This is a genomic window from Hymenobacter roseosalivarius DSM 11622, assembly GCF_900176135.1.
Lineage (GTDB): Bacteria > Bacteroidota > Bacteroidia > Cytophagales > Hymenobacteraceae > Hymenobacter > Hymenobacter roseosalivarius.
In genome coordinates this window covers 47,762-61,194 of the sequence record NZ_FWWW01000099.1, presented here as the reverse complement: position 1 = coordinate 61,194, position 13,433 = coordinate 47,762, and the positions used below count along the sequence as shown (strand labels likewise).

The following is a 13,433-nucleotide window of genomic DNA, read 5'->3' as shown; positions in this document are numbered from 1 at the left end:
GCTTTTTTGCTTATGGGCTGCTTAGGATTCATGTACTAGTGTTGGCGCGCGTCTGTGACGCGCGCCAGCATGAGGGCCGGTGGAGTAGTTTTCCTGAATTCCACCCGTGAAAACCCGCTGATTCATTACCTTTCTTTACCTTATCCTGGATTTCCAACCTCAGCCTGACCCTCAATGAACCATTCCTTACTGTGGCTGACTGCCGCCTGCGCCCTCACGCTGGGCGCGGCCCAGGCTCAGCCCACTTCCTACTCCATGACCACGCCGCCCCTCGCGCCCATCAAGGCCAAGCAGCTCACTTCGCCCTTTGGTACCCGCACCGACAATTATTATTGGCTGAACGAGCGCGAAAACCCCGAGGTACTCAGCTACCTCAACGCCGAAAACGCCTACTTCGATAAGCAGATGGCCCCGGCCAAAGAGCTGGAGGACAAGCTCTTCAACGAGATAAAAGGCCGCATCAAAGAGCAGGACGAATCGGTGCCCTACCGCGACAACGGCTACTACTACTACACCCGCTACGAGGCCGGCAGCGAGTACCCGATTTATTGCCGCAAAAAGGGCAATATGAAGGCCGCCGAGGAAATCCTGCTCAATGCCAACGAGCTGGGCAAGGATAAAAGCTACTTCCAGATTGGCGGCTACGAGGTCAGCGACAATAATATGGTGATGGCCTACGGGGCCGATACGGTGAGCCGCCGCCTGTACACGCTACGCTTCAAAGACCTGAAAACCGGCAAGCTCTACCCCGAAAAGATCGTGAATACCAGCGGCAACGCCGCCTGGGCCGCCGACAACAAAACCGTTTTCTACGCCAAAAAAGACCCTGCCACGCTGCTGCCCTACCAGGTGTACCGCCACACCCTGGGCACCGACCCGAAGCAGGACGCGCTGGTGTACGAGGAAAAAGACAACACCTTCAACCTGAATGTGGGCCGCACGAAGTCGAAGAAGTACATCTTTATCGGCATGGGCAGCACGCTTTCCTCGGAGCTGCGCTACCTCGACGCCAGCAACCCGACGGCCGCGCCCAAGGTGTTTCTGGCCCGCGAAAAGGACCATCTCTACGATGTGGAGCACCTCGGCGACAAGTTTTATATCCGCTCCAACGCCGGTGCGCCCAACTACCGCCTGCTCGAAACCCCGGTTAGCAACACCGCCAAAACAGCCTGGAAAGAAATTATCCCGCACCGTAAGGATGTGTTTCTGGAAAACATGGAGCTATTCAAGGATTTTCTGGTGCTGGGCGAGCGTAAAGAGGGCCTGCTTGGGCTGCGCGTGCGGCCCTGGAAAGGCGAGGAGCATTACCTCAACTTTGGCGAGCCTACCTACTCGGCGAGCATCAGCATAAACCCCGATTTTGACACGCCGGTGTTGCGCTACGCCTATACTTCGCTCACCACGCCCAACTCCACCTACGACTACAATATGGTCACGCGCCAGAAAACGCTGCTCAAGGAGCAGGCCGTGCTGGGGGGCTTTAATAAGGAAGATTACGTGACCGAGCGCGTGTACGCCACGGCCAAGGACGGCACCAAGGTTCCGATTTCTATTGTCTACAAAAAAGGCTTTAAAAAGGATGGTAATGCGCCCGTACTTCAGTACGCGTACGGCTCCTACGGCATCATCTCCAACGCCACTTTTAGCGCCGCCCGTCTGAGTTTGCTTAATCGGGGCTTCGCGTACGCGCTCTGCCACATTCGCGGGGGCCAGGAAATGGGCCGGCAGTGGTACGAGGACGGCAAGCTGCTCAAGAAGAAGAACACCTTCACCGACTTCATCGACTGCTCGGAGTTTCTGATTCAGCAGAAGTTTACCTCCCCGGCCAAGCTCTTCGCCCAGGGCGGCAGCGCCGGTGGCCTGCTCATGGGCGCGGTCGTGAACATGAGCCCCCAGCTCTACAAAGGCGTGCTGGCCGGCGTCCCGTTCGTCGACGTCATCACCACCATGCTCGACGAGAGCATCCCGCTCACCACCGGCGAGTACGACGAGTGGGGCAACCCCAACAAAAAGGAGTACTACGACTACATGCTGTCCTACTCGCCCTACGACAACGTGAAAAAGCAGGCCTACCCGAATATGCTCGTAACCACCGGCCTGCACGACTCGCAGGTGCAGTATTTCGAGCCCGCCAAGTGGGTGGCCAAGCTGCGCACCCTGAAAACCGACAACAACCTGCTGCTCCTGCACACCGATATGGCGGCGGGCCACGGCGGAGCCTCCGGCCGCTTCAAGTCCCTGCGCGACGTCGCCCGGCAGCAGGCGTTCATGCTGATGCTGCTGGGAATCAAGTCGTAAGTGTTCCCTCAAAAAAAAGTCCCCTAGAGCTGCTCTGGGGGACTTTTTTTTACGTCAGAACACTGCGCCCTCCGCGCCTTCCTCTGCGCCCTCTGCGGGCTAAAGTCATTGCAACGATTTTTAGCCCACAGAAGCCGCAGAAGAAGGCGTGGAGGGCGCAGTGTTCTAGCGCGGGCTGTCGGTCGTGGCTCCCCGCTGCTGGGCGGTGAGCTGGTTCTGGAGCTGAAAGGTCACCTTTTCGCAGTCCGTGTAGCGCCGCTCAGCTTGGCGCAGCGACTCCTGGGCGGTGGCCAGTTGCAGGTACAAATATACGATCAGTCCCAGCGAGATAACCAGCGCAAGTAGGAAAGCAATATTTCTCATAATCACCTGATGTAGAAAAAGAAAAGCCCGTCTACCAGACGGGCTTGTGCAAGTAGCGCGCCGCGGAGTTAGATAACCGTATTCGGGTTGAATTGCTCCAGATAATCGGCCACTTTGCGCACAAACATGCCACCCAAAGAGCCATCCACCACACGGTGGTCGTAGGAGTGCGACAGGAACATGAAGTGCCGGATACCGATCAGATCACCCTGGGGCGTTTCAATCACGGCGGGCTTCTTTTTGATAGCCCCCAGCGCCATTATGGCCACCTGCGGCTGCATGATGATAGGCGTGCCCATCACGTTGCCGAAGGAGCCCACGTTGGAAACGGTGTAGGTGCCGCCTTCCAGGTCGGCGGGCGTCAGCTTGTTGATGCGGGCGCGGTTAGCCAGGTCATTCACCTTTTTGCTCAGGCCATTCAGGTTCAGCTGGTCGGCGTTGTGAATGACGGGCACGATGAGATTACCGGAAGGCAGCGCTACGGCCAGACCAATGTTGATGTCACGCTTTTTGATGATGTAGTCGCCATCCACCGACACGTTGATGTTGGGGAAGTCCTGAATGGCGCGCGCGATGGCCTGAATCAGGATGGGCGTGTAAGTCAGGTTTTCGCCCTCGCGCTTCTTGTAGGCGTCTTTATGTTTGGTGCGCCAGTTCACCAGTTCCGTCACGTCAGCCTCCACGAAGGAGGTGACGTGGGGGGCAATTCGCTTGCTGTCGACCATGCGCTGGGCAATCATCTTGCGCATCCGGTCCATCTCGATCAGCTCCTGATTGCCGCTCACCGAGGGTGCGGGCTTGCTGGCTGGGGCGGGCTTGGCGGTAGCCGTTTCGGTAGGAGCAGCCTGGGCTTCGGGCTGCGCGGCGGGGGCGGGCTGGGGGGCATTTTGAGGCGCTGGAGCCGCAGTGCCAGTGGTCTGGCTCAACGACTTCTTGCCGCCCTCCACGTAGTCCAAAATATCCTTCTTCGTGACGCGGTTCTCTTTGCCCGTGCCGGGCAGATACTCCAGATCAGCCATCGAAATACCTTCCTGGCGGGCAATACTTAGCACCAAAGGCGAGTAGAAGCGGCCGGGCTGGGCTGAGGGCTGGCTGGTCTGAGTTTCCTGGGCCTGGGGCAGATGCGGAACGTCGGCCGAAACGTCTTCGCTCTCCTGATTAGCAGCAGTAGCTGCTTGTGGAGCCGCGGGTGCGGCGGCCGGGGCCGAAGCAACGGCATTGTTGACATCGGTTTCGACAATGGCGATGGGCGCACCCACAGCCACGACTTCGCCTTCCTGCACCAGAATCTCCTGTAAAACGCCGGCGTGAATGGCAGGCACCTCGGTATCTACCTTATCCGTAGCTACTTCCAGTACCGATTCGTCCTGCTCAATTGCGTCGCCTACTTGTTTGAGCCATTTCAGGACGGTGCCTTCCATAATGCTTTCGCCCATTTTGGGCATCACCATTTCCACTCGTGCCATGCAGTTGTTGGGGGTTGGGTTTGTTGGGTGTTGAAGATCAAAAACTAGCTCGGCGGGCGCTATGATACGCTGGGTGGACGTCCGCCAAGCCGTCTCAAAGGTAGGTGTTTTAGCGAGTAGCGTATACTTCAAAAGCTACGGTGCCAGTAAGCGGCATATATCTGCCAAAATTAACTGCTCCACTTGCGTGGCCGACCAGCGCGCGCCTTGGGCCGAAGTTGAGCCTACTTCGGTAAGCTCTGCCGCAGCAGATTCAAGATAGTCGTCGTCGTATATTCAACATTGAGTTGCCGACCCCGGTCGAAGGAAAACTGTTTGCTAATGGTCTGATGAGCGTCGGCGTAGGCAATACAAATGGTGCCGACCGGCTTCTCAGGGGTGCCGCCATCGGGGCCGGCAATGCCGCTGGTCGCCAGCGCCACATCTACGCCCAGGTGGCGGCGGGCACCTTCGGCCATCTCACATACGGTAGCTTCGCTTACCGCACCATGTGTAGCTAAGGTTTCGGTGCTTACGCCTAGCTGTTTGATTTTAATATCATTATGATACGCTAAAATGCCCCCCAGAAAGTAACGCGAGCTACCGGCAACGCTGGTCAGCTTATGGGCCAGGTAGCCGCCTGTACAACTCTCGGCCGTGCCAATAGTGAGGTTGCGCTCAACCAATAATTGACCCACGGCAGCTTCTAATGACACTTCACCCACGGCAAAAATGTAGTCGCCGAGGCGCTCCCGCAGCAGGGGGAGGTGGGCCTCCAGTCGGCCGCGCAGATCGGGTAGGCCGTCATCCGTGGCGGTGAGGCGCAAGCGCACAGCCCCGAGATTAGGTAGGTAAGCCAGCTTGAAGTTGGGGGGCAAATTGTCTTCCCAGTCCGCGATTTTCTCGGCCAGAAACGACTCGCCCAGGCCCACCGTCTGCACCACCAAGTGCTCAATGGGAGCCGTATGAAAATGTTCTTTCAGCTTCGGCAGTACGATGTCGGTCATCATGCGCTTCATCTCAAAGGGCACACCCGGCATCGACACAAACACCACTTCCCGGTCCTCAAACCACATGCCGGGCGCGGTGCCTACGGCATTGCGAATAGGAGTGCAAGCGGCGGGCAGGTAAGCCTGTTGCCGGTTTACTTGCAGCATAGGCCGGTTGAAGCGGGCAAAGATACCTTCCACGTCGCGCAGGGAAGGCTCATGCAGTACCAACTCGGAGCGGAAGTATTCGGTGAGAATATGCTTGGTCAAATCGTCTTTGGTCGGGCCGAGCCCGCCGGTAATCAACACCACGTCGGCCCGCTCGCGGGCAGCATCCAGCGCCAGCACGATTTCGGCCGCCCTATCGGAGACGCTGGTTATCTGGCGCACCCGAATGCCGAGCTTACCGAGTTCTTGGCCCATGAAAGCCGAGTTGGTATCTACAACCTGGCCATACAGTAGCTCGTCGCCGATGGTAATAATTTCTGCGTTAGGTACCTGCCGCATAGAGGGAATAAGTAAAGAAAAAGTAGGATGGTTTGGTCCGGTTTGTGCCTTAGCCAGTACGCCCGGCCCGTTGGGTCGTTACACTTTAGTTGCCCCGAGTTATGAAAAAGATTCGCTATTCGCTTGTACTCACTGCTTTGCTTGGTTTGCACATTGCCGCCTCAGCGCAGGTTTTTCGCCTGCCCAAGCTGGGGGGTATTTTGACAACTCCATCCACGACTACTAAAACCACCACGCAGGGCTCCACTGGTAGCATCACCCAGGATGAGGCTGCCCGCGGCCTGAAGGAGGCATTAACGCAAGGCATCAGCAAAGGTGCCGACCAAGCCTCCCAGCAAGATGGCTTCTACCTCAACAAGCTCATTCGCATTCCGTTTCCGCCCGATGCCCAGCGTGTAGCCAACACCTTGCGTACTATCGGGTTAGGCTCACAGGTCGATAAGTTCGAGCTGTCGTTGAACCGCGGCGCTGAGGATGCGGCTAAAAGCGCGAAGCCTATCTTTCTGGCCGCCATCAAAAGTCTGACCTTCCAGGACGTGTGGGGAATCCTGACTGGCCAGAAGGACGCCGCTACCAATTATCTGCGCCGCACCACTACCACGCAACTCACCACCGCCTTCAAGCCCATTATTCAGCAGTCGTTGGATAAGGTGAATGCCACCCGCTACTACACCGACCTGACGACGCGATACAACCGCATTCCGCTGGTGCAGCCCGTCAACACTGATCTGAACCAATATGCTACCGACAAGGCTATTGGGGGGCTTTTTACCCTCATTGCGCAGGAGGAAGCAAACATTAGGGAAAATCCGGTGGCTCGCGGTAGCGAGTTATTGCGGCGGGTTTTCGGCAAAAAATCGTAGTCTGTAGCTTAAATCATTAAAAAAGCCCCCCAGCCAGATGCCGGGGGGCTTTTTTTATTAGCGGTTAGCTCTAAAAGTCATCATCATCGCTGATCCGGCCACCGCGACTGGAACGGTTGCTACCCAAGTCGTCATCGTCGTCAGCAATATCGAAGTCGTCATCGTCATCGAGGGAGGCAAAGCCGCTGCTATCAGGGTCCTCGGCGGCTTCGGCGGCGGTGTACTCTTCCTCCGTCATGCTGGCCAGGTCCAGCGCCTCATCGTGGGAGGAGCCCGTGTCGCGCCACATCAGATAATCGGCATACTTGGCGCTGAGTCGATCTTCAGTGCTGCCACTATCAGCGCGCCCGCCGCTTTTGGCGAAGTTATCTAGCTCGTCATCATCGAGCGAATCGTCGTCGAGGTCGTCGTATTGTCTCATGGCCGTGTCAGGGCAGGTGATAATTGAAAGAAGAATACTTTTGGCAATGGTCCTACCCATTGGGTGGTTGCGAAGATACGGCCCGAATGGTTTTTGCGTTGGAAATAAAGTCGTTTTTTCAGCAATGATCAGCTAGTGCTCTGCTTGAGAAGAGTTAAAACGAAGCTTACGATAAATCTCCGCGAGGGGCAAAAACAAATCAAGCGCGGGTAGTGGCACTATCACGTCCAGCCCCTTAAATTCGCAGAAATTCCAGTTTTCGGCGTCAATCCGCGAAAACACCTCAACCTGCGGCTTAAGGGTTTCTACCAGTACGTAGTACCGCAAAGAAGGAATAGAACGGTAGAACAAGAACTTACGGCCCCGGTCATTATCGGCGGTGGAGGGCGAAAGTACTTCCACCAACAGCGTGGGAGTAAGTAAGGTGTCGAGGTAGGTGTCAGCCAACAAATCCGCCGGGCCGCATACCATTGTCACGTCGGGGTAGGCGCAAGAACTGATGGCGGCATTGTTGAGCCGCAAGTCACTGGCGTAAATGTAGTCCCGGTCGCGGGTTTGGCTGCCCAATTCTGTGATAATGTTGGCAACTTGCTGATTATGCTCTTTGCTGGCCCCGGCCATAGCTACCATCTCGCCCTGGTAGTACTCGCTCTTATACTCGGCCGCACGGTCGGCCGCCAGATATTCTTCCGGGGAAATGAGGGAGGTAGGTTGAGGCTGAGCAGACATAGCGTGGGGGGCCTTTTTCGGGCCTATCGAGCTGCCGTAGCCCCAAAGCTGGTTACATCCAGCTGCTCCTCACAAAAGTCGTATTCCTCCGCTACATTAGAGCTTACCAGTACCAACCGGTCCGGCGCCGTAGCACGCACATGCTCCTGATACCAAGCCACGCCCGCCCGGTCCAGGTTGGTGGTGGGCTCGTCGAGCAGCAGCAGAGGAGCGGCGCCGTATAAGGCCAGGCCCAGCTTGAGGCGCTGCTTCATGCCCGAAGAGAAGTCACGCACGAGCTTGTGGCGGGACTTTTCCAGGTAGAGCAGCTCTATCAGGCCTTGGGTGCTCATACCCGGCCGGAGGGGCTTAAAGCGAGTATGAAAATGTAGCAGCTCACTGAGTGTCAGCTCCTCAATCAGCTCCAGATACGGCGCGCAGTAGGCCAACTGGGCCGGCACGTCCTCTACTGCTAGCGGCTTGCCTTGCAACGTATAAGTAAGGGTGCCATCGGTAGGCAAGATCTGGCCGGAAAGGGTGTTCAGAAGGGTGCTTTTGCCCGCGCCATTCGGCCCCAGAATAGCCGTAGCGGTGCCAGGTCGAAAAGTATGGGTCAGGTGCCGGAAAATCCAGTCGCGATTGAAGCGCTTGCCCAGCCCGGTGGCCTGAATCTGCATAAACTATTAGTAGTCGGAGCCGCCGTTGCTGCTGCGCGAGTAGCCTTTGATTACGCCGCGCCCGGAGTTGCGCACAAAGTTCACGACTTCATCCCGCTCGGGCGAGGGCAGTAATTCCAGCTCTACTTTATCTAGCGCATCGGCGTTATTGAGCTTGCTCAGAAACAGAAGTCGGTAGATTTGTTGAATCTCGCTGATCTTGTTATCGGAGTAGCCCCGGCGGCGCAGACCAATTGAATTGATACCGCTGTATGTCAGGGGCTCGCGGCCGGCCTTCACAAAAGGCGGCACATCCTTGCGTACCAAGGAACCGCCCGAAATCATGGTGTGCGGCCCTACTTTCACAAACTGATGCACCGCTGACATGCCACCTACAATGGCGTAGTCGCCAATCTCCACATGGCCGGCAAGCTGTACGGAGTTAGCTAACACGCAATTATCACCAACTATACAGTCGTGAGCTACGTGCACGTAGGCCATCAGCAGGCAATTGGCACCCACTACCGTCCGCATGCGGTCCACGGTACCCCGATTTACCGTCACGCACTCCCGGACCACCGTATTGTCGCCGATGTGAGCCGTGGTTTTTTCGCCCGCGAACTTCAAATCCTGGGGCATGGCGGCAATAACGGCCCCCGGAAAAATCTTGCAGTTCTTGCCAATACGGGCTCCCTGCATGATCGTCACATTGGGCCCAATCCAAGTGCCCTCGCCAATTTCTACGTCCTTATCAATAGTAGTAAAAGGCTCTACCACTACGTTTTGCGCAATTTTAGCCTCGGGGTGAATATAGGCGAGGGGTTGGTTCATTCGAAATCAATTAACAATTAACATTTAACAATTATCAATGCTACCTAACCGCGTCCAGAATTTCTAAGTGAAGTTCAAGTCTGTTAAATGTTAACTGATAACTGTTAATTGAAACTAGGCGTCTTTGCGGACGATGGCAGCGCTCATTTCGGCCTCCATTACTACTTTACCATTCACAAAAGCTTTGCCGCTCATTTTGGCAATGCCGCGCTTAACGGGAGCCAGCAACTGGCATTTGAAGATGATGGTATCGCCGGGAATTACCTTTTTTCGGAAGCGGCAGTTCTCAATTCCGAGGAAGTACGTCCAGTAATTCTCGGGGTCTTTTACTGTGTTTAAGACCAGAATACCGCCAGTCTGGGCCATAGCCTCAATCTGAATGACGCCGGGCATAACGGGATTGCCGGGAAAGTGGCCCTGGAAAAACTGCTCGTTCATCGTCACGTTCTTCACGCTCGTCACGGTAGTCGTATCAAGATGAATAATCTTGTCGATGAGCAGAAAAGGGTAGCGGTGCGGTAGAGTGGCCGAGATTTGGTTGATATCCATCACCGGCTCGCGGCCGGGATCATAGGTGGGCACCGGCGACGAGTCCACCTCCATCATTTTCTTCTTAATCTTCTTAGCAAACGCCACATTGGCCGCATGGCCAGGACGAGCAGCCAAAATTTGACCTTTCAGCGGCCGACCTACCAAGGCTAAATCACCTACTAGGTCCAGTAGCTTATGGCGAGCAGGCTCGTTTTTGTAGCGGAGGTCAACATTATTCAAAATGCCTTCCTTCTTGACGGCAACCTTTGGCTTGCCCAGCATCTCGGCCAAGTCGTGGAGCTCTTCCTCGCTTACCACGCGGTCTACCACCACAATAGCATTGCTGAGGTCGCCGCCCTTGATGAGGTTTTGCTTGTACAGCGCTTCCAATTCATGCAAAAAGCAGAAGGTGCGCGAAGAGGCTATTTCGGTGGCGAAATGAGTAATATCGGTGAGGGTGGCGTGCTGGGAGCCTAGTACAGGAGAGTTGTAGTCTACCATCACCGTTACGCGGTAGTCGTGCAAGGGTAGCACCGCCAGCTCCACATGGCGGGCATTATCTACGTAGCGAATGCTCTCGGGAATCTCGAAGTAGTTGCGCAGCGCATTCTGCTCCTCAAAGCCCGCTTCCTGCAAAGGCTTGATGAACTCGTACGAGGAGCCATCCATAATGGGCGGCTCGGGGCCATCAAGCTGAATGAGCACGTTATCAATCTGCAATCCTACTAACGCCGCCAGCGTGTGCTCCACTGTATTCACGCGGGCTCCGTTCTGCTCGATGGTGGTGCCGCGGGAAAGGTCTACTACGTTATCTACGTCGGCATCTACGATGGGCTTACCGGGCAAATCGATGCGCTGAAACTTGTAGCCGTGGTTGACCGGCGCCGGGCAAAAGGTCATGGTGGCCTGCACGCCCGTATGCAGCCCAATGCCGCTCACAGTAACCGGCGACTTGATCGTGTGTTGCTTGTCGTTCATCTTTTAGAAGTGAGAAGTGAGAAGCGAGAAGTCAGATAAGGAAAAGGGTAAAGCGCCACGGCTTTTCTTTTCTCACTTCTCACTTCTCGTATCTCACTTCTAAGGAAGGGCAAAGCTAGGACTTTTCTGTTGCGCTTGCGTTGCTTTCTAATACATCGAGGCGGCGCGCCAGTTCGGGCAGTTGCCGGAAAATAGCGTTAGCGCGCAAACTATCACGCAGGTTGAACGCCGGGGAGCCTTGCAGAAACTGACCTTCCTCCTTTATCGATTTGCCCACGCCCGACTGCGCCGTAACGGTTGTGCGGTTAGCCAGGGTCAGGTGGCCCGCCAGGCCGGCCTGGCCCGCCAGCACGCAGTAATCCCCAATCTTGGTCGAGCCGGAAATACCGGTCTGAGCGGCCACCACAGTATGGCGGCCGATTTCCACATTGTGAGCAATCTGCACTAGGTTGTCAATCTTGCTGCCTTCCCGAATAATAGTTGAGCCCAGGGTGGCGCAGTCAATAGTAGCATTGGCCCCGATGCTGACGTTATCTTCCAGTACTACATTCCCGATCTGCGGAATGGCGTGGTAAGAGCCGTCGGGCTGGGGGGCAAATCCGAAGCCATCGGAGCCTAGAACGGCGCCCGCGTGCACGGTGCAGCGCGCCCCGATAATAGTATCCGCATAAATCCTGGCGCCCGCATAGATAATGGTGCCATCACCGATGCGGCACCGGTCGCCGATGGTAGCGTGGGGGAAAATGAGCACGTCGCTCCCGATGGTGCATCCCTGACCGATATAGGAAAAAGCCCCCCGGAAATGACCTTCCCCAATACTGGAGTTGGCACCCAGAAAGGCGGGGTCTTCCACACCGCGCCGACCCGTGCGAGTAGTCTGCTGATAAAACTCCAGTAAGCGGCTAAAGCACAAATACGGATCATCGACGCGGATAAGGGCCGCCGCTACGGGTTGCTTCAAGGCTTGCGTCTGGCTAACGATAATGGCGGAAGCACCCGTTGTATATAAGTGCGGCTCATACTTGGCATTCGCTAAAAAAGCCAAAGCGCCAGCTTGCGCTTCCTCGATTTTTGCCAGCCGGTCGATGCGCAAAGCTGCGTTGCCCTCGACAGTGCCACTGAGTACTTCGGCTATTTGGCCAACAGTAAATTCCATCGGGCAAAAGTAAATAAAATCAATTGGTGAGTTTTTTTAAGAATAGCGCGGGACGAATTTCCGCGCTACTTTTTCTATTGCGCTATCTCCTTCGGATAACAGATATAATGCTTCTCAACCCGTTGCCCCAAGGCGCGAATATTGGGTAAATCCGAAGCTTCCGCCACATTTACCACCCGCCCCGACTTCGTCAGAACATCAATCGTATCCTTACCATCAGCATCATAGGCATTATTGCTGATGCGGCCTGTAAGCATCAGCTGACTGGCCTCGCTGGGGGGCAAATGGAAGTGTTCGGCAATTAATTCGACCACACCAGCTTTCATCTCCTCCTCAAACGGCTCCGTCTGCAGGATTATTTTAAATAAGCGCCGGTCGAGCAGGCTGCGCGAAAGGTAGCTGAGGACGCGGTCGGGGTGGGAAGCCCACATTTTCACGGCTCCCCAGATGTCATGATCATCCAGCTGCACGAAGCGTTGTAGAATGGTGTCGTCTTTCTCAAAGTCCAGCAGCGTAACTGCCTTGGCCAGGAAGAAATGCAGGTCGGCACTGGCCGGCACCTCGTGCCCCGTGCGCACCAGGTCGCGGGCCCGCTGCACAATCCGAATAATCATCTGCTCAGCGCTGGTCACCGTTTTGTGCAGATACACCTGCCAGTACATCAGCCGCCGACTTACCAGAAAATTCTCGACGGAGTAGATGGCTTTTTCCTCCAATGCCAGGCGCTCATCTACCACGGTCAGCATTTTGATGAGGCGGTCGGCACCGGGCCGGCCCTCCTGCACGCCGGTATAAAATGAATCACGGTTCAGATAATCAAGCCGGTCCATATCCAGCTGACTACTCACCAACTGATGAAAAAACGGCCGCGCGTAGCTCCCCTGAAAAATGGCAATAGCCCGATCCAAGGCCCCATTGTGCTCGGCGTTGAGGCGCTGCATCAAATAAAGCGACAGCTGCTCGTGCGGCACCTCGTCAAAAATAGCCGTTTCCAGGGCGTGGGAGAGAGGCCCGTGGCCCACATCGTGCAGCAGAATAGCCGCCAGCGCGGCCTGCCCTTCTGCTGCCGAAATCTGCACTCCCTTGTCTTTGAGCGTGCGCAGCGCCATACTCATCAGATGCATAGCGCCCAGCGCGTGGTGAAAGCGCGTGTGCAACGCCCCCGGATACACGAAGCCCGTAAGACCCAATTGCTGAATACGCCGCAGCCGTTGGAAATAGGGATGCTCTATTAAATCAAACAGTAACTCGGTGGGCACCGTTACAAAGCCATATACCGGGTCGTTGAATATTTTTTTCTTGTTCATTAGGGCAGTAACTCCAAGCTACAGCCTGGGGAATCATTGGGATGTAGCGTGAACTTTTAGTTCGCGTATCGTTGCGGATGTTGAAAATTGCCCTTCAGCGAGTCGTCCTACGATACGCGAACTAAAAGTTCGCGCTACATCGCGGATGCATCCGCAGGGAACCAGAAGCAACTGAATTAAGCTTAATTATGGATGAGCCAAGAATCAAAAAATAGATTAATCTGAATTTTTAAAATCAAAATCAATTGATTGTGAGTAAAGCTACTGATGAAACTTTAGTTGCGGGGCGTTAGTCGCCGGAAGCATAATGCTTTCGGTTAATCCCCCAGACAGTTACGCTGTCCAACTCATTTCAAGCGATACACTTCCCTTAAGCACCC

General features: G+C 55.5%; 12 protein-coding genes. 2 read left to right on the top strand and 10 right to left on the bottom strand.

Going from position 1 to position 13,433, the window contains the following annotated elements:
* The first annotated feature begins 174 nt into the window (after nucleotides 1–174).
* Entirely contained in the window at nucleotides 175–2,298 is a 2,124-nt protein-coding gene (locus tag B9A24_RS19150; protein WP_394334648.1) for a S9 family peptidase, read from the top strand.
* A 165-nt stretch (nucleotides 2,299–2,463) separates the two neighbouring features.
* Here the strand turns inward: B9A24_RS19150 and B9A24_RS19145 are convergent, their stop codons facing one another.
* The 3 genes from B9A24_RS19145 to B9A24_RS19135 all read right to left on the bottom strand — a co-directional run bounded on the left by B9A24_RS19145 (nucleotide 2,464) and on the right by B9A24_RS19135 (nucleotide 5,602).
* Nucleotides 2,464–2,661 (bottom strand): hypothetical protein, encoded by a 198-nt coding sequence (locus B9A24_RS19145; RefSeq protein WP_084447625.1) that lies wholly within the window; start codon nucleotides 2,659–2,661, stop codon nucleotides 2,464–2,466.
* A gap of 68 nt (nucleotides 2,662–2,729) precedes the next feature.
* Nucleotides 2,730–4,127 (bottom strand): dihydrolipoamide acetyltransferase family protein, encoded by a 1,398-nt coding sequence (locus B9A24_RS19140; protein ID WP_084447624.1) that lies wholly within the window; start codon nucleotides 4,125–4,127, stop codon nucleotides 2,730–2,732.
* 224 nt (nucleotides 4,128–4,351) lie between these two features.
* A complete protein-coding gene (locus B9A24_RS19135) occupies nucleotides 4,352–5,602 on the bottom strand; it encodes a competence/damage-inducible protein A (RefSeq protein ID WP_084447623.1) in 1,251 nt (416 codons plus the stop codon).
* A gap of 101 nt (nucleotides 5,603–5,703) precedes the next feature.
* On the opposite strand from B9A24_RS19135, the gene B9A24_RS19130 reads away from it, so the two are divergent.
* A complete protein-coding gene (locus B9A24_RS19130) occupies nucleotides 5,704–6,465 on the top strand; it encodes a DUF4197 domain-containing protein (RefSeq protein WP_084447622.1) in 762 nt (253 codons plus the stop codon).
* A gap of 70 nt (nucleotides 6,466–6,535) precedes the next feature.
* Here B9A24_RS19130 and B9A24_RS19125 read toward each other — a convergent pair whose 3' ends face one another.
* The 7 genes from B9A24_RS19125 to B9A24_RS19095 all read right to left on the bottom strand — a co-directional run bounded on the left by B9A24_RS19125 (nucleotide 6,536) and on the right by B9A24_RS19095 (nucleotide 13,053).
* Nucleotides 6,536–6,886, bottom strand: a complete 351-nt coding sequence (locus B9A24_RS19125; protein WP_084447621.1) for a hypothetical protein — start codon at nucleotides 6,884–6,886, stop codon at nucleotides 6,536–6,538.
* Nucleotides 6,887–7,018: 132 nt separating this feature from the next.
* Entirely contained in the window at nucleotides 7,019–7,615 is a 597-nt protein-coding gene (locus tag B9A24_RS19120) for a Uma2 family endonuclease (protein WP_084447620.1), read from the bottom strand.
* 23 nt (nucleotides 7,616–7,638) lie between these two features.
* A complete protein-coding gene (locus B9A24_RS19115) occupies nucleotides 7,639–8,271 on the bottom strand; it encodes an ABC transporter ATP-binding protein (protein ID WP_084447619.1) in 633 nt (210 codons plus the stop codon).
* Between the two features lie 6 nt (nucleotides 8,272–8,277).
* Nucleotides 8,278–9,081 (bottom strand): acyl-ACP--UDP-N-acetylglucosamine O-acyltransferase, encoded by an 804-nt coding sequence (lpxA, locus tag B9A24_RS19110; protein ID WP_084447618.1) that lies wholly within the window; start codon nucleotides 9,079–9,081, stop codon nucleotides 8,278–8,280.
* A gap of 114 nt (nucleotides 9,082–9,195) precedes the next feature.
* Nucleotides 9,196–10,590 carry a bifunctional UDP-3-O-[3-hydroxymyristoyl] N-acetylglucosamine deacetylase/3-hydroxyacyl-ACP dehydratase gene (locus B9A24_RS19105; RefSeq protein ID WP_084447617.1) on the bottom strand — a complete coding sequence of 465 codons (1,395 nt, stop codon included), beginning with the start codon at nucleotides 10,588–10,590 and terminating at the stop codon, nucleotides 9,196–9,198.
* Nucleotides 10,591–10,705: 115 nt separating this feature from the next.
* On the bottom strand, nucleotides 10,706–11,746 hold the full coding sequence (gene lpxD, locus B9A24_RS19100) for a UDP-3-O-(3-hydroxymyristoyl)glucosamine N-acyltransferase (protein ID WP_084447616.1): 1,041 nt from the start codon (nucleotides 11,744–11,746) through the stop codon (nucleotides 10,706–10,708).
* A gap of 74 nt (nucleotides 11,747–11,820) precedes the next feature.
* Nucleotides 11,821–13,053: an HD domain-containing protein gene (locus B9A24_RS19095; protein WP_084447615.1), complete on the bottom strand. Its 1,233-nt coding sequence runs from the start codon at nucleotides 13,051–13,053 to the stop codon at nucleotides 11,821–11,823.
* Between the last annotated feature and the right edge of the window lie 380 nt (nucleotides 13,054–13,433).

Bases quoted from the DNA above. Each gene is read 5' to 3' on its own strand.
- B9A24_RS19150 (WP_394334648.1), top strand. From the start codon at position 175: ATGAACCATTCCTTACTGTGGCTGACTGCCGCCTGCGCCCTCACGCTG.
- B9A24_RS19145 (WP_084447625.1), bottom strand. From the start codon at position 2,661: ATGAGAAATATTGCTTTCCTACTTGCGCTGGTTATCTCGCTGGGACTG.
- B9A24_RS19140 (WP_084447624.1), bottom strand. From the start codon at position 4,127: ATGGCACGAGTGGAAATGGTGATGCCCAAAATGGGCGAAAGCATTATG.
- B9A24_RS19135 (WP_084447623.1), bottom strand. From the start codon at position 5,602: ATGCGGCAGGTACCTAACGCAGAAATTATTACCATCGGCGACGAGCTA.
- B9A24_RS19130 (WP_084447622.1), top strand. From the start codon at position 5,704: ATGAAAAAGATTCGCTATTCGCTTGTACTCACTGCTTTGCTTGGTTTG.
- B9A24_RS19125 (WP_084447621.1), bottom strand. From the start codon at position 6,886: ATGAGACAATACGACGACCTCGACGACGATTCGCTCGATGATGACGAG.
- B9A24_RS19120 (WP_084447620.1), bottom strand. From the start codon at position 7,615: ATGTCTGCTCAGCCTCAACCTACCTCCCTCATTTCCCCGGAAGAATAT.
- B9A24_RS19115 (WP_084447619.1), bottom strand. From the start codon at position 8,271: ATGCAGATTCAGGCCACCGGGCTGGGCAAGCGCTTCAATCGCGACTGG.
- lpxA (WP_084447618.1), bottom strand. From the start codon at position 9,081: ATGAACCAACCCCTCGCCTATATTCACCCCGAGGCTAAAATTGCGCAA.
- B9A24_RS19105 (WP_084447617.1), bottom strand. From the start codon at position 10,590: ATGAACGACAAGCAACACACGATCAAGTCGCCGGTTACTGTGAGCGGC.
- lpxD (WP_084447616.1), bottom strand. From the start codon at position 11,746: ATGGAATTTACTGTTGGCCAAATAGCCGAAGTACTCAGTGGCACTGTC.
- B9A24_RS19095 (WP_084447615.1), bottom strand. From the start codon at position 13,053: ATGAACAAGAAAAAAATATTCAACGACCCGGTATATGGCTTTGTAACG.